Annotated in this window: 17 protein-coding genes; 1 reads left to right on the forward strand and 16 read right to left on the reverse strand. The window is 71.4% G+C overall.

The window, feature by feature from the left end; translation table 11 throughout:
• Positions 1-478: 478 nt before the first annotated feature.
• The 12 genes from ACFWJW_RS26955 to ACFWJW_RS27010 all read right to left on the reverse strand — a co-directional run bounded on the left by ACFWJW_RS26955 (position 479) and on the right by ACFWJW_RS27010 (position 8,554).
• A complete protein-coding gene (locus tag ACFWJW_RS26955; protein ID WP_003980220.1) occupies positions 479-787 on the reverse strand; it encodes a DUF2469 domain-containing protein in 309 nt (102 codons plus the stop codon).
• Positions 788-825: 38 nt separating this feature from the next.
• A complete protein-coding gene (locus ACFWJW_RS26960; RefSeq protein WP_387246251.1) occupies positions 826-1,302 on the reverse strand; it encodes an NUDIX hydrolase in 477 nt (158 codons plus the stop codon).
• A 151-nt stretch (positions 1,303-1,453) separates the two neighbouring features.
• Positions 1,454-2,182, reverse strand: a complete 729-nt coding sequence (gene lepB, locus ACFWJW_RS26965) for a signal peptidase I (RefSeq protein ID WP_387246253.1) — start codon at positions 2,180-2,182, stop codon at positions 1,454-1,456.
• Between the two features lie 54 nt (positions 2,183-2,236).
• Positions 2,237-3,217 (reverse strand): signal peptidase I, encoded by a 981-nt coding sequence (lepB, locus tag ACFWJW_RS26970; protein ID WP_387246255.1) that lies wholly within the window; start codon positions 3,215-3,217, stop codon positions 2,237-2,239.
• On the reverse strand, positions 3,150-4,268 hold the full coding sequence (gene lepB / locus ACFWJW_RS26975; protein WP_387246257.1) for a signal peptidase I: 1,119 nt from the start codon (positions 4,266-4,268) through the stop codon (positions 3,150-3,152). The genes lepB (ACFWJW_RS26970) and lepB (ACFWJW_RS26975) overlap by 68 nt, the downstream gene beginning before the upstream one ends.
• A complete protein-coding gene (gene lepB, locus ACFWJW_RS26980) occupies positions 4,261-5,025 on the reverse strand; it encodes a signal peptidase I (protein WP_387246259.1) in 765 nt (254 codons plus the stop codon). The genes lepB (ACFWJW_RS26975) and lepB (ACFWJW_RS26980) overlap by 8 nt, the downstream gene beginning before the upstream one ends.
• Before the next feature lie 96 nt (positions 5,026-5,121).
• Positions 5,122-5,469, reverse strand: a complete 348-nt coding sequence (gene rplS, locus ACFWJW_RS26985) for a 50S ribosomal protein L19 (RefSeq protein ID WP_018087148.1) — start codon at positions 5,467-5,469, stop codon at positions 5,122-5,124.
• A gap of 132 nt (positions 5,470-5,601) precedes the next feature.
• Complete coding sequence (trmD, locus tag ACFWJW_RS26990; protein WP_387246261.1) at positions 5,602-6,411, reverse strand: tRNA (guanosine(37)-N1)-methyltransferase TrmD; 810 nt, start codon at positions 6,409-6,411, stop codon at positions 5,602-5,604.
• Positions 6,411-6,956: a ribosome maturation factor RimM gene (gene rimM, locus ACFWJW_RS26995; protein WP_387246263.1), complete on the reverse strand. Its 546-nt coding sequence runs from the start codon at positions 6,954-6,956 to the stop codon at positions 6,411-6,413. Before rimM ends, trmD begins: the two co-directional genes overlap by 1 nt.
• Positions 6,957-7,124: 168 nt before the next feature.
• Positions 7,125-7,364 carry an RNA-binding protein gene (locus tag ACFWJW_RS27000; protein WP_003980229.1) on the reverse strand — a complete coding sequence of 80 codons (240 nt, stop codon included), beginning with the start codon at positions 7,362-7,364 and terminating at the stop codon, positions 7,125-7,127.
• A 2-nt stretch (positions 7,365-7,366) separates the two neighbouring features.
• Positions 7,367-7,807, reverse strand: coding sequence for a 30S ribosomal protein S16 (rpsP, locus tag ACFWJW_RS27005; protein ID WP_387246265.1), 441 nt, complete (start codon positions 7,805-7,807; stop codon positions 7,367-7,369).
• 156 nt (positions 7,808-7,963) lie between these two features.
• Complete coding sequence (locus ACFWJW_RS27010; protein WP_085928598.1) at positions 7,964-8,554, reverse strand: hypothetical protein; 591 nt, start codon at positions 8,552-8,554, stop codon at positions 7,964-7,966.
• A gap of 532 nt (positions 8,555-9,086) precedes the next feature.
• On the opposite strand from ACFWJW_RS27010, the gene ACFWJW_RS27015 reads away from it, so the two are divergent.
• On the forward strand, positions 9,087-9,953 hold the full coding sequence (locus ACFWJW_RS27015) for a methyltransferase domain-containing protein (RefSeq protein WP_387246266.1): 867 nt from the start codon (positions 9,087-9,089) through the stop codon (positions 9,951-9,953).
• A gap of 335 nt (positions 9,954-10,288) precedes the next feature.
• On the opposite strand, the gene ffh is transcribed toward ACFWJW_RS27015, so the two are convergent.
• From ffh to ACFWJW_RS27035, 4 genes are all read right to left on the reverse strand, one after another.
• Positions 10,289-11,848, reverse strand: a complete 1,560-nt coding sequence (gene ffh / locus ACFWJW_RS27020) for a signal recognition particle protein (protein WP_387246268.1) — start codon at positions 11,846-11,848, stop codon at positions 10,289-10,291.
• Between the two features lie 97 nt (positions 11,849-11,945).
• Positions 11,946-14,522 (reverse strand): [protein-PII] uridylyltransferase, encoded by a 2,577-nt coding sequence (locus ACFWJW_RS27025; protein ID WP_387246270.1) that lies wholly within the window; start codon positions 14,520-14,522, stop codon positions 11,946-11,948.
• Positions 14,523-14,719: 197 nt separating this feature from the next.
• The gene (locus tag ACFWJW_RS27030) at positions 14,720-15,058 is read right to left on the reverse strand and encodes a P-II family nitrogen regulator (protein ID WP_042149346.1); all 339 of its coding nucleotides are present in this window, start codon (positions 15,056-15,058) and stop codon (positions 14,720-14,722) included.
• Positions 15,055-16,383: an ammonium transporter gene (locus tag ACFWJW_RS27035; protein WP_387246272.1), complete on the reverse strand. Its 1,329-nt coding sequence runs from the start codon at positions 16,381-16,383 to the stop codon at positions 15,055-15,057. Before ACFWJW_RS27035 ends, ACFWJW_RS27030 begins: the two co-directional genes overlap by 4 nt.
• Positions 16,384-16,487: the final 104 nt, after the last annotated feature.

The raw sequence follows: 16,487 nt of genomic DNA on the forward strand, positions 1-16,487 counted from the left end.
CCGCCGCGGGGGGCTTACGCCCCGCGGGCGGCGCTCCGCCCCTGCGGCCACCGGCCGGCGCAACCTTCGCGGCCCGCCCCGAACCCGTGCTGCGCGCCTCTTCGCCGACCGGCCCCGCGCCGCCGCGCGCCTCGTCCGGTCCGCTCGTCGAACGCGACCCTGGCGCTTCGCCCTGCCCGCTCGCCGAGCCCGACCCGAGCGCCTCGCCCCGGCCGCTCGCCGAGCTCGCCCCCCGTGCCGCGTTCCGGTCCCTCGCGGAGCGCGTCCTCGACCGCTCCTCCGTGACCGCTGCGTTCTTCCCGGCCTGCCGGCCGGCCTGCATGGCGTTCATGCGGTACCACCTCCGGCACCGACTGTGACGCCCCCGACCCGATCTATTGGATCTTGGTGGACAGTGAGCCGGTTGTGGATAACCGGCTCACCCGTCCGGATGACGGTGGGCCGCCCCGGGCCCCGGCAGCCCCGGGCCCCGGCCGGCTCAGCTCCCCGGAAGATCCAGATCGCTCTTGTTGAGCTCCTCGATATTCACGTCCTTGAACGTGAGTACCCTCACCTGCTTGACGAAGCGGGCCGGGCGATACATGTCCCAGACCCAGGCGTCAGCCATCGACACCTCGAAAAAGACCTCGCCCTGGACCGAGTGCACCTGCATCTCGTAGTCATTGGTGAGGTAGAAGCGACGCTCGGTCTCGATCACATATTTGAACAGCCCGACGACGTCGCGGTACTCCCGGTAGAGCTTCAGCTCCATCTCGGTCTCGTACTTCTCGAGGTCCTCGGCGCTCATGGCAGATCCCCTTCAGCCGTGCGTCCCCCCATTGTGCGTCAGACCCGCTCGGTCTCCAGGAGCACCGGCGCATCGGGGGGCCCATCGTCGAGCAGCGTGCGCAGCAGCTCGACGAGTCTGGTCGGATACACCGTCTCACGGGAGGCGGACAGTTCCTCCCAAGTCCACCACCTCAGTCCCGAGACGCTGCGTCGCTCCAGGTCAGTCTGCCCGCCGGTGTGGGTGGCAGTCCGCTCGGTTCTTCCCAGGTAGTACCACTCATCCTGCTCCCAGCGGCGCCCGTCGAACGGAAAAGCGCAGTGGCGCTTCCACAGGACGGGGCCGAGGACGGCGTCGGTGATGCCGGTCTCCTCGGCGAGCTCGCGGCGGGCCGCCTCTTCTCGGCTCTCCGTGCCTTCGAGGCCGCCGCCGGGGGTGAACCACCAGGTCTCGGTGGGGCGGTCCGGTTCGAAGCCGTGGAGCAGCAGGATCCGGTCGTCGGGGTCGAGCAGCACGACGCGGGAGACCTGACGCACGGCAGCCGCCTCCGGTACGTCGGATGCGGCCGCCTCTCGGGGTTCGTCCCGCTCGTCGGCCGCACGGGGCCCGGCCGACTCCTCGGCGGCCGCACCGTCGCCCCCCGCCCGACGCCCCGTCGGTCCCCCGGCGCCCCTCCCCCGCTGCCGTTCAGCCACGCCTGCGCGCCCTGCGCCGGGCGAGCGGCCCGTATGCCGCACCACCGAGGATGAGAACCGCACCGGCGACCACCGCGAGGGTGATGGGCTGCACCGGGCCGGGCTGCGAGATACCGCCGGGCAGCGCGGAGAAGCTGGTGGGGCGGTGCATCACGCCGACGCTGCCGAGCGGCCAGGCGCGCGCGTCGACCCGGGCATTGACGGCGCTGCGCGGCACCGAGCCGTGGTCGCCGTCGGTGAGATGGACCCGGGAGTCGAGGGAGTCGTTGCGGTGGTCGCCGAGCAGGAAGAGCTGTCCGGCGGGGACCTTGGCCTTGAAGCCCACGGGAGAGGCGGGCCCGCTGCCCTGGAGATACGGTTCCTCGACGGGCTTTCCGTTGACGGTCAGCCGGCCCTGCTTGGTGCAGCAGGCGACCTTGTCGCCGCCGGTGCCGACGACGCGCTTGACCATCGGAAGGTCGCCCCAGACGTCGTCCTTGAAGACGACGATGTCACCGCGCCGTATCTCGGAGCCGTGCACCCGCTCGGCCAGGACTCGGGCACCGGCCGCGATCGTGGGCGACATCGAATCGGTCGGCACCGTATAGGGGCGGTAGATCAGCGCCCCCCATACGAAGCCGCCCAGGAACAGCACACAGCCGACGGCCACGGCCAGACCGGACAGCACGCTGCCCGTCGTCCGGCCGCGGCCGTCGGTCCTGTGATCGGTACTGCTGCTCATCCCAGCGCTCCCACCCCGCGGAACCGGCCCGCGTCGAAGATCCGGGACGGCACCTTACCTGGGGTTACGCTCTCCGGTCAGCCTCCGGCGACGCCACAGCACGATCGGCACCGCGCCGGCCAGCCCCAGGGCGGCCGGAGCCGCCCCCATTGCCTTGTTGATCCCGGGCTGGTCGAAAGTGTCGGGTACCGGCAGGGTCGACCAGCGGTTGATCGGCCACGCGATGGTGAACGCCCGGCCGACGACCTCCTCCTCCGAGACCGTCCCATTGCCCTTGAGGTTCTGGTGGTAGCGGGAGTCGAGGGAGTCGTCGCGGTGGTCGCCCATCACCCAGATCCGGCCCTTGGGGACGTGGATCGGGCCGAACGCGCGGTCACCGCAGGGGGTGACGCCGGGGAAGATGTACGAGTCTTCCTTGAGGGCCTTGCCGTTGACCTTGACCGGGCCGGTGCCGTGGCACTCGACGGTGTCGCCGCCGACCGCGATCACCCGCTTGATCAGGTCCTTCTCCTCGGCCGAAGGCATCAGGCCGATGAAGCTGAGGACCTTCTGGACAGGGTTGGGCTCGGGGGTCGGCGTCTCGTTCAGCCAGCCGCCCGGGTCGTGGAAGACCACGACCTCGCCGCGCTGCGGCTTGGAACCGAACCACGGCGTCAGCTTGTCGACCAGCACCCGGTCCCCGCGCTGGAGGGTGTCCTGCATCGAGTCGGACGGGATCGAGAACGCCTGGACCAGGAACGTCTTGATCAGCAGCGCCAGGAGCAGAGCGATGCCGATGAGGATCGGCAGCTCCTTCCAGAAGGCGCGCGGCTTCTTGGCCTTCTTCATGCCGCCGCTCACCTCCTCGCCCGACGATCTGCCCAACGTATCGGATGTGTCCGATTCGTCGGTCCGGGCGGAACGCTGCGACCGCGCCCCTGACTGTGCTGGTGACTGATGCACGGAACTCGTCGCCGGTCCCGCGGCCTCACCACGCCCTGCCGGCTCTTCGGGCTCTTCGGTTCCGGACCGCGCGCCGACCGCCAAGTCCCCCACATCTGCTCCTCACTCCACGCACTCGCCCGCCCGTCAACCGGTGCAGGCCCACCACTCCCATAACGAGCGGGAGTTCCGCAGGGGTCGGGAGTACGGACAAACTCTCGGATGACACCTTATGCGGCGTACCTGCCGAGGACGCCTTGGCGCCCGGCGCGTCGCGCACCGTCGCAAAGGTGTCGGGCTCTTCGAGGCGCCGCCAGTGGCTGAACGGCCAGGCGATCACCACGGCCCGGCCCACGACGTTGTCCTCCGAGACCGTGCCACGGTACGGCTCGTCCAGGTGGAAGCGCGAATCCGCGGAGTCCGAGCGGTGGTCGCCCATCACGAAGATCCGTCCGGTGGGGACGGCCACCGTGAACTTCAGCGTGGAGGGCGGGTTGCCCGGGTGGACGTACGGCTCGGTCAGGGGCTTGCCGTTGACGGTGACCCGGCCCTGCTTGTCGCAGCACTTGACGGTGTCGCCGCCGACCGCCACGACCCGCTTGATCAGGTCCTGTTCATCGGCCGAGGGCAGCAGCCCGATGAAGGTCATGGCGTCCTTGACCGGCTGGAAGGCGCCCCCGTCGGAAGGGGGCTTGGTCTGCTCGCCCTTGAGCCAGCCGCCGGGGTCCTTGAAGACGACGACGTCACCGCGCTCCGGCTTGGAGCCGAACCACGGCGTCAGCTTGTCGACCAGCACCCGGTCGCCGATCTTGATCGTCTGCTCCATGGAGCCGGACGGGATGACGAACGCCTGGACCAGGAAGGTCTTCAGAACGAGGGCGATGGCCAGCGCCACGCCGACCAGGATCGGGATTTCCTTCAGGTAGGAGCGTTGTCTGCGGCGCTTGATGCGCTTCGCCTGGCGCCGCCGCGCGGCACGCCCACCGGTCGCGACCCGGGCCGACCGCCGGCCGCCGTGCCCGGCCGTCTCCTGCGGGCCGCCGTCCGCGCCGGAATCGCCGTACGCCTCGTCGCCCTGTCCCGTTGGGCCGGCACCCCGCGCCCGGCTCTGCTTCGGCGGGCCGTCGCCCTGGCTCCCGTGGCGGGGGCGTCCGCGCTTACCCATGGGGGCCTGCCGCGGCGGGTATCCGGTCGAAGGTCCCTGGGGCGTCGAAGGTGCGCCAGCGGCTCATCGGCCAGGTGATCAGGTCCGCACGGCCGATGACCTTGTCCACGGGGACCGTGCCGCCGCCCGGCTGGCCGAGGTGGTCGCGGGAATCACTGGATCTGGCGCGGTGGTCCCCCATGACCCACAGCCTGCCGTCCGGCACCACGATGTCGAAATCCACCGAGGACGGCGCGTCCCCGGGGTGGAGATACGCCTCGCTCACGGGCTCACCGTTCACTTTGATCCGTCCCCGTTTGTCGCAGCAGGTCACATGGTCGCCGCCGACGCCGATCACACGCTTGACGTAGTCGGTCTCGGCGGGGCGGGCCAGGCCGAGCGCCGCGCCGGCTCCGCGCAGCAGTCCCGTGACGGGATTCTCCCCCTGTTCCCTGTGAACGAAGGATCCGGTGCCGTCGAAGACCACCACATCGCCCCGCGCCGGTGGGCTGCCGAAACGGTACGCCAGCTTGTTGACCAGCACTCGGTCCCCGATCCGCAGGGTGTTCTCCATGGAGGAGCTGGGGATCAGAAAGGGCTGGGCGATGAACGTGCTGAGCAGCAGCGCGAAGGCCAGGCAGAGCGCGAGCAGGGTGACCGGCCGGTGGCGCAGACCGGCCGCACGGGCGCGGAAACGCGCGAAGCGCGACCCCTGCTCCGGCCCCTGGTCGGGGGCGGGAGAGGGGTCGCGCTGCGTGAGCTGTGCGTCGGTGTCCATCGGGCCCTGAGCCTATCCGGCCGGATCCGGACGCCGTACGTGAGCGTCGGTTTGCGTTGCCCCGGCGCAAAAAATCGTGCTCCGGGGCGGCCCGGCTCAGTTGTCGCGCTTCTCCTTGATCTTCGCGGCCTTGCCGCGGAGCTCACGCAGGAAGTACAGCTTGGCGCGACGGACGTCACCGCGGGTCACGACCTCGATCTTCTCGACGATCGGGGTGTGCACCGGGAAGGTGCGCTCGACGCCGACGGAGAAGCTGACCTTGCGGACCGTGAAGGTCTCGCGGACGCCGGCGCCCTGACGGCGGATGACAACGCCCTTGAACTGCTGCACACGGGAGCGGTTGCCCTCGATGACGCGGACGTGGACGTTGACGGTGTCACCCGGGCGGAAGGCCGGGATGTCGCTGCGCTTCGACGCGGCGTCGACGGAGTCGAGAAGGTGCATGACCTACTGCTTTCTTCGCTGATGCCACAGGTCATCAACGGGATATGGGAAGGATGTTTCGGATGCCGTTCCGTCGGGCGGGCGTCGTTCCCCCTGTGGCAGGGGCGCGCGCCGGACGCACACAGCAGCGGCCTATTCTTCCACGGCCCCGCTCGTCCGCCCAAATCGGCCCTCGTCGTCCTCCGACCAGCCGAGGGCGGCGAGTATCGCGCGGTCGTGTTTGTCGAATGCGGCGGGGTCGGCGCGTTCGATCAGATCGGGGCGGTTGAGGTCGGTCCGGCGGAATGCCTCGTCCCGGCGCCAGCGCGCGATCTTGCCGTGGTGGCCGCTGAGCAGGACGTCGGGGATACCGCGGCCGCGCCACTCGGGGGGCTTGGTGTAGACGGGCCCTTCCAGGAGGTCGGCCATCGCACCGGGGGCGAACGAGTCGTCCTGGTGGGAGGCGGCGTTGCCGAGGACACCGGGCAGCAGCCGGGCCACCGCCTCGACCATGACCAGGACCGGTGCCTCGCCGCCGGCCAGAACGTAGTCGCCGATGGAGACCTCACGGACGTCGACGCGGTCGCCGTACTCCTCGATGACGCGGCGGTCGATGCCTTCGTAGCGGGCCGGGGTGAACACCAGCCAGGGCTTGGCGGAGAGTTCGACGGCGAGCTGCTGGGTGAAGGGGGCGCCGCTGGGGGTGGGGACGACGATCACCGGTTCCCCGTCACCGGACGCGAGGATCTCGTCGAGCGCCTCGCCCCACGGTTCGGGCTTCATGACCATGCCGGGGCCGCCGCCGTAGGGCGTGTCGTCGACGGTGTTGTGCTTGTCGTGGGCCCATTCACGCAGGTCGTGGATGCGCACATCGAGCTGTCCGCGGGCCCGGGCCTTGCCGACGAGGGAGACGTTCAGCGGCTCCAGGTACTCGGGGAAGATCGTGACGATGTCGAGCCGCATCAGCTGTCCTCGCGGCTGCTGGCGATCTCGGCCTGGCTGTCGTCGAGGAGGCCGGGCGGTGGGTCGATGACCGCGCGCTGCTCCTCCAGGTCGATCTCCGGGACGATTTCGGCGACGAACGGGATCATGACCTCGCTGCCGTCCGGCCGCTGGACGATCAGCAGGTCCTGATAGGGCAGGTGGGAGACCTCGGAGATGCGGCCGACGGCGGTGCCGTCACGGGTGACGACATCGAGGTCGATCAGCTGGTGGTCGTAGAACTCCTCGGGGTCCTCGGGGACTTCCTCGGGGTCGACCTCCGCGATCAGCAGGGTGTTGCGCAGCGCCTCGGCGGCCGTGCGGTCCGTGACGCCCTCGAAGCGCAGCAGCAGCCGGCCGCTGTGCACCCGGCCGGTCGCGATGGTCAGCGGTCCGACGGAGGAGGGTTCGGTGGCGAGGACTGCGCCCGGGCCGAGCCGCAGTTCGGGCTCGTCGGTGCGCACCTCTACCGTGACCTCGCCCTTGATGCCGTGGGCGCGGCCGATTCGCGCCACTACCAACTGCACGCTGTTCTCTCCCGTTTTTGCGGCGGAACCGCCGCCGCTTGCGCGGAGGCGGCGGGGGCCGTCGTGGTTTCTCGATGGAGGGTGACGAGGGTGGGTCCACGCTCACCAACGAACTCGGGCCGGGGACGACCCGAGGGCCCTCCCCGGCCCGAGCCGGTGTTCAACTTGTCAGCGGACCTGGTCCACGTCGACGAGGTCGACGCGGATGCCACGGCCGCCGATGGCGCCCACGACGGTCCGCAGCGCGCGGGCGGTCCGGCCATTACGGCCGATCACCTTGCCGAGGTCGTCGGGGTGGACCCGGACCTCCAGCACGCGCCCGCGGCGCAGGGTGCGCGAGGCTACCTGCACATCATCGGGGTTGTCGACGATGCCCTTGACGAGGTGCTCGAGGGCTTCCTCGAGCATGCTCAGGCCTCGGTCGACTCGGAGGTGGACTCGGCCGCAGCCTCGTCCGCCTTCTTGTCAGCCTTCTTCGCCTTCGGGGTGATGGCCTCACCCTTCGGCTCGTCGCCGGAAGCCTTGGCGGCGGCCTCGAAGAGGGCGCGCTTGTCGGCCTTCGGCTCGGCGACCTTCATGGGCGCCGGGGCGGGCAGGCCCTTGAACTTCTGCCAGTCGCCGGTGACCTTGAGGATGGCCATGACGGGCTCGGTCGGCTGCGCGCCGACACCCAGCCAGTACTGGACACGCTCGGAGTCGACCTCGATGCGCGAGGGGTTCTGCACCGGGTGGTACAGGCCGATCTCCTCGATGGCCCGGCCGTCACGGCGGGTACGGGAGTCGGCGATGACGATGCGGTAGTGAGGCGAACGGATCTTGCCCAGACGCTTCAGCTTGATCTTGACTGCCACGGGAGTGGTGTCTCCTGGTCTTGACGTGGTGGGGCACAACGGGATGCCACGTGGGGTTGCGGTACTCGGGGTGCCCGATGGACGCGTCAGCCGGAGGAGAGAGGGGTCCTGTGCGACTGTCGAGTACAGCTAGCCATTGTGCCACACGCCCTCGGGTCAGCCGACCGCGGCCACCTCGGGGATCCGGAAAGGCTTCCCGCAGCCGCCGCAGACGATCGGCGCCTGGGCGAGCACGGACGGCACGACGCGGACATTGCGTCCGCAGTCACAGACGGCCTTGACGCGGACGCCGCCTCCGGAGGAGCCGTGCCGGGCGGCCGGGCCCCGGAAGCTGCGGGTGGTGTCGGTGGCGGTGGCGGCGGTGTGCGCCTTGAGGGCTCTGCCGAGGCGTTCGATGGTGGAGCGGTAGCGCCTTCTGGCTTCGGGGTTGAGCGTGACCAGGGAGAAGCCGCTGCTGGGGTGCGGCTCGTCGATATGGTCCAGGCCCAACTCCTCGGCGATCGCCAGGAATCGGCGGTTGTGGTAGCGGCCTGCGCGGGAGGTGTCACGGACGCCGCGGGCGGCGGCGATGCCATGGACTGCCTCATGGAGCAGCCGTTCGAAGGAGAGTTCCGCGCCACAGGCGGACGAGGACTCCCCGATCAGGGACTCGGGCGCGGCCAGATCCGGCAGCTCGGGGTGGTGCCGTTGAATATCGGCCCAGGCGAGCGCCAGTTCGGCGGCGAGGACAGGCGGTGTCGTGCTCACGTCGTGACAACGAGCCGGGGTCGCCGAGTGTTCCGATTCCGGGGCATCTCAAATAATTTGCACGTACCAGTCAGTTTCCGGTCATGAGTCGTGCCGAGGGCGGGTGCGCAGATCTGCGCAGAAGGCGCCCAGCGGCCCGCAAGCCGGTACGTATCCCCGCGTACGCCGCATGGCGTAGCCGACCGTATCCGGTCGTATCCCGGGGCAACGATCATGGCGGCGATGGTACGGGGCGTTCCTGTGCCCGGCCGCACCGGCTCGAATCCCACCGTAGGCCCGTCGGACCCGGGCGTCCGGGGAACCGGGCGGCGGGCGCTGCCGTGGCGGAACGGCGCCGGCCGGGGCACGCTGGAACGGCGCTCCAGGGAGCAGGCCCGGCGCACACGGGGGCGCGCGGGAGACAACCCCGGCGCACCCCCTGGACGCTTGGACGAATGCGCAGTTGTCTGGATCGCGGGGGCGCACCACGCGCGAACACGGGGGCGATCGGTACGGAACAGCTTCGGGTTCTCGGCGAATAGGGGCGCTATCGATGTCACCGACGCTCGTGCGGCACCAGCTTCCGCACTCCGGATCCATGCGCTGCGACGACCCGCCCGCTCCGGCCCGGTCGCGGGCGCGCACCCGCGACTGGGCCGAGATCCAGGAGCGGATGCTGGTGCCGCTGTACGAAGCCGCGTACGACCGTCTGGGAATCGGTCCCGGTACCCGGCTGCTCGGGCTGGGCTGCGGGTCCGGTCTGGCGCTGCTGCTCGCGGCGGCACGCGGCGCGCAGGTCAGCGGGGTGGACGCGGACGAGTCCCGGCTGGAGCTGGCGCGTGAGCGGCTCACCCCGGACGGCATGCCGGAGCACACCCGGCTGGTCAGCGGCGGTCTGGAGGCCGCGGCGCCCGGGGACGCCGCGTTCAACGTCGTCACGGCGTTCCACCCGGTGGGCTGTGTGAGCACGGTCGAGGGGCTGACGGCGTCGCTCACGGCGGCGGCCGGGATGGCGGAGCGCGGCAGCCCGGTGGTGCTCGGCGGCTGGGGCCCGGTGGAGCGGTGCGCCACCGCCGGGGTGCTACGGGTGGCGCAGCGGCTGGCCGATCCCCCCGGCGGCCACGTCATCGGCTCCCGTGGGTGGCGGCCCAGTGAACGGGACGACCTGGAGGAGCTGGCGGACCGGGCCGGGCTGCGGCCGGACGGCTCGGGGCGGGTGGCCTGCCCGTTCGGGTACGCGGATCCGGCGAGTGCGGTACGGGGGCTGTTGTCGACGGGGCTGTTCGACGCGGCCCTGGAGGTGACGGAGCAGCGTCAGGTGGAGAAGGAACTCGCGGAGGCGCTGCATCCGTATCAGCGGGCGGACGGCACCGTGTGGATGCCGAATGTGTTCCGGTACCTGATCGCGCGGACGCGGTAGGGAGCGGGGCTCTCGGCTTGCCCTGCGGCCCCGGGGGCCCTGACTTCGCACGGCCCCCAAGGCCCTGGATTTTCCCCGCCGCCCACCCCCCTTCGGGGGGTGGGCGGGTGTAGAGGCTCGGTTTCGGTAGCCGTGAGCCCTACGCGGTGACCATGGGCGTGACCCTACGCGGTGACCATGGGCGTGACCCCTAGGCGGTGACCATCGGCGTAAGCCCTACGCGGTGGCCATAAGCATGAGCCCTACGCCGTAGCCCAAAGCATGAGCCCCCGGCTGCCTCCACAAGGAGGGCCAGGGGCTCATGCGGTGGAGCCGGGGGCAACCCGGGAACCGGGTCAGCCCATGAACTTCTTGAATTCCTCGGGGAGTTCGAAGTTCTGCGGGTCCTGGCCGCCGCCCTGCGGCAGGCCCAGCGGGTTGCCGGCCTGGGCGGCCTCGCGGCGCGCGGCCGCCGCCTCTTCCTCGGCCTTGCGCTTCATCGGGTTGCCGCTCTTGCGCTTGCCCTTGGCTTGCTTGACCTGCTTCTTCTTGCGTGCGCCGCCACCCATGCCAGGCATCCCCGGCATGCCGGGCATCCCGGGCATGCCGCCGCCCTGGGCCATCTTCGACATCATCTTGCGGGCGTCGAAGAACCGCTCGACCAGGCCCTTGACCGCGCTGACGTCGACACCGGAACCCTTGGCGATACGGGCCCGGCGCGAGCCGTTGATGATCGTCGGCTCCTGGCGCTCGGCCGGGGTCATGGACTTGATGATGGCGGCGGTGCGGTCGACCTCGCGCTCGTCGAGGTTGTTGATCTGGTCCTTCATCTGCCCCATGCCGGGCAGCATGCCGAGCAGCTTGGAGATGGAGCCCATCTTGCGGACCTGCTCCATCTGGGCCAGGAAGTCGTCGAGGGTGAACTCCTTGGGGCCCTTCGCCAGCTTGGCCGCCATCTTCTCGGCCTCGGCCTGGCTGAAGGTCTGCTCGGCCTTCTCGATGAGCGAGAGCATGTCGCCCATGCCGAGGATGCGGGACGCCATGCGGTCCGGGTGGAACGCATCGAAGTCGTCCAGCTTCTCGCCGTTGGAGGCGAACATGATCTGCTTGCCGGTGACGTGCGCGATGGACAGCGCGGCACCACCGCGGGCGTCACCGTCGAGCTTGGAGAGCACCACACCGTCGAAGCCGACGCCGTCGCGGAACGCCTCGGCGGTGTTGACCGCGTCCTGACCGATCATCGCGTCGACGACGAAGAGGACCTCGTCGGGGCTGACCGCGTCGCGGATGTCCGCGGCCTGCTGCATCAGCTCCTGGTCGATGCCCAGCCGGCCGGCGGTGTCGACGATGACGACGTCGTGCTGCTTGCCGCGGGCGTACTCGATCGAGTCCTTCGCGACCTGGACCGGGTCGCCGACGCCGTTGCCCGGCTCCGGCGCGAAGATCGCCACGCCGGCGCGCTCGGCGACGACGGAGAGCTGGTTGACGGCGTTGGGGCGCTGGAGGTCACAGGCGACCAGCATCGGGGCGTGGCCCTGGCCCTTGAGCCAACGGCCGAGCTTTCCGGCGAGGGTGGTCTTACCGGCACCCTGGAGACCGGCCAGCATGATCACGGTCGGCGCGGTCTTGGCGAACCGCAGCCGGCGGGTCTCGCCGCCGAGGATGCCGATGAGCTCCTCGTTGACGATCTTGATGACCTGCTGGGCGGGGTTCAGCGCCTGGGAGACCTCGGAGCCGGTGGCCCGCTCCTTGACCTGCTTGATGAAGGCCCGGACGACGGGCAGGGCGACATCGGCTTCCAGCAGCGCGATACGGATCTCACGCGCCGTGGCGTCGATGTCCGCCTCGCTCAGGCGGCCCTTGCCCCGGAGGTTTTTGAAAGTACTCGCCAAGCGGTCGGAAAGCGTATCGAACACGGCGGTCGTCGATCCTCGGGGTCGGGGGCGGGGTGCAGTCGGGTTCTAGGGTATCGGCCTCCGCAAGCAAACCGTTCCGGCCCTGTATTCCCGGCCGCTACTGAAGGGCGCGCTCCACGGCCGCCGCCACCTCGTGGGCCGCGGCGTCCGCGAGCGGCGCCCCGTCCGCCCCGGTGACGTAGAACGCATCCACGGCATTGGCGCCCAGGGTGCTGATGTGGGCGCTGCGGACGGCCACGCCGGCCGCCTCCAGGGCGCGCCCGATGCGGTGCAGCAGGCCGTGGGCGTCCTGGGCCCGGACCTCGATCACGGTCGCCGTGTCGGAGCTGCCGGGGGCGACGGTGACCCGGGGTGGCGGGGAGAGCACGGCCCGGGAACGGCGGGCGTAGGCGCGCTCGCGCTCGGCGAGGCGGGCGGGGATGTCGAGGGTGCCGTCCAGGGCGCGGAGCAGATCGGCGCGCAGCCGGTCGGCCTGCGGCAGCGAGCCGTATTCGGCGGCCACCCGCCAGCTCAGTACCAGGACGGGGCCTTCGTCGATGGGGTCGAGGAGGAGCAGGTCGGCGGCGCGGACGGTGAGCCGGTGCAGGGCCAGCACCCCGGCCGCGGCGGGCAGCACGCCCCTCGGAGGGGCTCCCGCGGGGCTCGTCGAGGGGCGGCGGCCGGGCGCCGGGTGGGCGGGGACGGCGATGAGCAGTTCCACCCCGACCGGTTCCTGGGCGGGTGCCGGGGTCTCCGGTCCGGTGCCGGCCTCGGTGGGGGCTCCGCCGGCGGCCTCGGTGGGGGCCTCGGCGCGCCGGTGGAGGGCCAGGACCGGGCCGCCGGTGCGCCGGGCCTCGATCGCCAGCCGCTCCTGTTCCGCGGTCGGCTCGCCGGCGCCGCGCAGATCCGGGTCGGGCTCCCCCGCGAGCCGCGCGGCGACCCGTTTGACCAGGTCGGCGACGAGGCCGCCGCGCCAGGCGCTCCAGGCGGCGGGCCCGGTGGCCAGCGCGTCGGCCTCGGTCAGGGCGTGCAGCAGCTCCAGGGTGCGGGTGCTGCCGACCGCCTCCGCGACCGCGCCGATGGTCGCCGGGTCGTCGAGATCGCGCCGGGTGGCGGTCTCGATGAGCAGCAGATGGTGCCGTACGAGGGTGGCGATCACCGTGGTGTCCCGGGCGTCGAAGCCGAGCCGGGCCGCCACATCGCGGGCGATGGTCTCGCCGGCCACCGAGTGGTCGCCGGGCCAGCCCTTGCCGATGTCGTGCAGCAGGGCGGCGACCAGCAGCAGGTCGGGGCGGTGCACCCGGCGGGTCAGGGCGGCGGCCCGTACGGCGGTCTCGACCAGGTGGCGGTCGACGGTCCAGGTGTGGACGGGGTTGCGCTGGGGGCGGCAGCGGACGCGCTCCCAGTCGGGCAGCAGCCGCGGGATGATGCCTTCGGCCTCCAGGGCCTCCCATACGGGCACGGTGGGAGTGCCCGCACCCAGGAGGGTGACCAGCTGCTCGCGGGCCTCGGCGGGCCAGGGCACCGGCAGCGGCGGGCCGGCGGTGGCGCAGCGGCGGATCGAGTGGGTGGCCAGCGGCAGCCCGGCCTGGGCGGCGGCGGCCGCGGCGCGCAGCACCAGCACCGGGTCCCGCTCGGGGCGCGCGGTGCGGGCCAGCACCGCCTCGCCGTCGAGTTCGACGACGCCCTCGGCGAGCGGGGAGCGCTCGCCCTTGCCCGCGCTGCGTCCGTGCAGCAGCCCGCGCAGGGTGGGCTTGAGGGAGCGGGCGCGCAGGACCCGGCCGACCTCGCGCCAGGTGACATCGGCCGCGTAGGAGATGGTGCGGGCGGATTCGTAGGTCTGCCGCAGCAGGGCGTCCGCGTCCAGCATGCCGAGGGCGGTGGCGACCTGGTCCTGGTCCTGGAGGGAGAGCCGGTCGGTGGCGCGGCCGGTGGTCAGGTGGAGCGCGTCGCGGGCGTCGAGGAGACGGGTGCGGGCGGCTTCCAGGCCGCCGCGCGGGGCGTCGGCGAGCCAGGAGGCGGCGACGGCCCGGAGCGCGGTGGCGTCCCGCAGCCCGCCCCGGGCCTCCTTGAGGTCGGGTTCGAGGAGGTACTGGAGTTCGCCCTGCCGCTCGGCGCGCTCCTGGCACAGGTCGCGGAGTTCCGGGAGCCGCTTGGGGGCGCTCTCGCGCCAGTCGGCGTAGGCGGCGGTGCGCACCTCGGCGGTCAGGTCGGGGTCGCCGGCCAGGTGGCGGGCGTCGAGCAGGCCCAGCTGCACCTTGAGGTCCTCACGGGCCGCTTTACGGGCCTGGGCGGGGGTGCGTACCGAGTGGTCGAGGGCGAGGCCGAGGTCCCAGACGGGGTACCAGAGCCGGTCGGCGAGCGCGGCGAGGGCGCCGGCGTCGGCGCGGCCGTCGTGCAGCAGGACCAGGTCGAGGTCGCTGCGCGGGGAGAGCTCGCCGCGGCCGTAGCCGCCGACGGCGACCAGGGCGGTGCCGGACAGGCCGGCGGCGCTGCCGTGCCGGGCCAGCAGGCCGGCCAGCCAGTCGTCGGTGAGCCGGGCGAGGGCGGCGCGGCGGTCGGGTCCGGTGGTGGTCTCGTCCTGGAGGAGGCGCAGCCGGGCCGCGGGATAACCCCCTTCCGGGGCGGTCGCGGGTTCGTTCCCCGGGCTCTGCGTTCCGGCCGGTCCTGCCGTGTCCTCGACGCTGTCCGTCAACGCGCGCGCTCCTTGGTCGTGGTGGTCCCCCGCCGTCCCCGTATCCCGTGCGGCCGCCCCCGTGCCGGCCGGGCCCGCACGATCAGTCTGTGCTGCCGCGGACCGGTCGGCCAGCCGCCGCCGGGGCGGCCGGGCCCGGCCGCGGTCCCCGACGGCGGAGAGCCGCCCGGGGCCGGCGCCGGAGCCCGGCCGTGGTCTCACAGTGCGTCCGGCCCCCGCTCCCCGGTCCGCACCCGTACCGCGTCGTCGACGGGGACGCTCCACACCTTCCCGTCGCCGATCTTGCCGGTGCGGGCCGCCTTGACGATGACGTCGGTCAGTTCCTCGGCGTCGGCGTCCTCGACCAGCACCTCGATACGGATCTTCGGGACCAGGTCGACGGTGTACTCGGCGCCGCGGTACACCTCGGTGTGCCCGCGCTGTCTGCCGTATCCGCTGGCCTCGGTGATCGTCAGGCCGTGCACACCGAATGCCTGGAGGGCGTCCTTCACCTCGTCCAGCCGGTGCGGCTTGATTACTGCCGTGATGAGCTTCACGCGTTCACCTTCTTTGTCAGGGCCTCGCCGAGTCGGCCGACCGTGCCACCGCCCGCACCGGTGAAGTCGTATGCGGTCTCCGCGTGCGCGGCCTGGTCGATGCCGGCGACCTCCTCGTCCTCACCGATCCGGAAGCCCATCACCAGGTCGATCGCCTTGGCAAGGACGTAGGAGACGATCAGGGAGTAGAGCAGCACGCTGAACACACCGACGGCCTGCCGGCCGAGCTGTTCGAAGCCGCCGCCGTAGAACAGGCCCTTGGCCTCGCTCTGCACCCCGCCGGTGGCGAACAGGCCGACCAGCAGCGATCCGGCGACACCGCCGACGAGGTGGACACCGATGACGTCGAGGGAGTCGTCGTAGCCGAACTTGTACTTCAGGTTGACCGCCATGGCGCACAGCACACCGGCGATCACACCGACCGCGATGGCGCCCAGCGGGCTGACCGCGCCGCAGGCCGGGGTGATCGCGACGAGTCCGGCGACCGCGCCGGAGGCCGCGCCGAGCGTGGTGAACGAGCCGTGCCGGAGCTTTTCGTACGCCAGCCAGCCGAGCATCGCGGCGGCGGTGGCGACCTGGGTGTTGACGAAGGCGACCGCGCCGATGCCGTCGTCGTTGCCGAGCCAGGAGCCGGCGTTGAAGCCGAACCAGCCGAACCAGAGCAGACCGGCGCCGAGCATCACCAGGGGGAGGCTGTGCGGCCGCATCGGGTCCTTCTTGAAGCCGATGCGCTTGCCGACGACGAGGAGCACGCCGAGCGCCGCGGCACCGGCGTTGATGTGGACGGCCGTACCGCCCGCGAAGTCGATGACCTTCAGCTCGAACAGCCAGCCGCCCTCGCCCCAGACCCAGTGGGCGACGGGGAAGTAGACGACGGTGACCCACAGCGCGATGAACAGCGCCCAGGCGGTGAATTTCACCCGGTCGGCGAGTGCACCGCTGATCAGCGCGGGCGTGATGATCGCGAACATCAGCTGGAAGACCGCGAAGACATAGACCGGGATGGTGGTGGCGCCCCACAGCTCCGTCAGGCCGATGCCGCTGAGCCCGGCGAAGTTCCCGTCCCAGCCGATGAAGCCGCCCTGGTCGGTGCCGAAGGCGAGCCCGAAGCCGTAGAGGACCCACAGAATCGTCACGATGCCCAGGCTGATGAAGCTCATCATCAGCATGTTGAGCACGCTCTTGACCCGGACCATGCCGCCGTAGAAGAAGGCGAGACCGGGGGTCATGACCATCACCAATGCGGAGCAGATCAGCATGAACCCGGTGTTGGCCGGGCTGAGTGTCGCTTTGTCTGCTGCGAGCGTCAGGATGCCTGGGGGCATCGGCGTCTCCTCGTCGTCGATGCGGCCCGTGCGGGCGTGTTTCTGGTGGGCCGACTTCGCGATGAGGTTGTCGCAGCGTGGTTTCGGCCAAACCTTGCGGGTGT

Origin of the sequence: Streptomyces sp. NPDC127097 (assembly GCF_042724075.1) — a bacterium.
Lineage (GTDB): Bacteria > Actinomycetota > Actinomycetes > Streptomycetales > Streptomycetaceae > Streptomyces.

Coding starts and splice junctions, on each gene's coding strand:
- trmD (WP_387246261.1), bottom strand. CDS start 6,411: ATGCGGCTCGACATCGTCACGATCTTCCCCGAGTACCTGGAGCCGCTG.
- rplS (WP_018087148.1), bottom strand. CDS start 5,469: ATGCACCTTCTCGACTCCGTCGACGCCGCGTCGAAGCGCAGCGACATC.
- lepB (WP_387246253.1), bottom strand. CDS start 2,182: ATGAGCAGCAGTACCGATCACAGGACCGACGGCCGCGGCCGGACGACG.
- lepB (WP_387246257.1), bottom strand. CDS start 4,268: ATGGGTAAGCGCGGACGCCCCCGCCACGGGAGCCAGGGCGACGGCCCG.
- ACFWJW_RS27015 (WP_387246266.1), top strand. CDS start 9,087: ATGTCACCGACGCTCGTGCGGCACCAGCTTCCGCACTCCGGATCCATG.
- ACFWJW_RS27035 (WP_387246272.1), bottom strand. CDS start 16,383: ATGCCCCCAGGCATCCTGACGCTCGCAGCAGACAAAGCGACACTCAGC.
- ACFWJW_RS26955 (WP_003980220.1), bottom strand. CDS start 787: ATGAGCGCCGAGGACCTCGAGAAGTACGAGACCGAGATGGAGCTGAAG.
- lepB (WP_387246259.1), bottom strand. CDS start 5,025: ATGGACACCGACGCACAGCTCACGCAGCGCGACCCCTCTCCCGCCCCC.
- ACFWJW_RS27000 (WP_003980229.1), bottom strand. CDS start 7,364: ATGCTCGAGGAAGCCCTCGAGCACCTCGTCAAGGGCATCGTCGACAAC.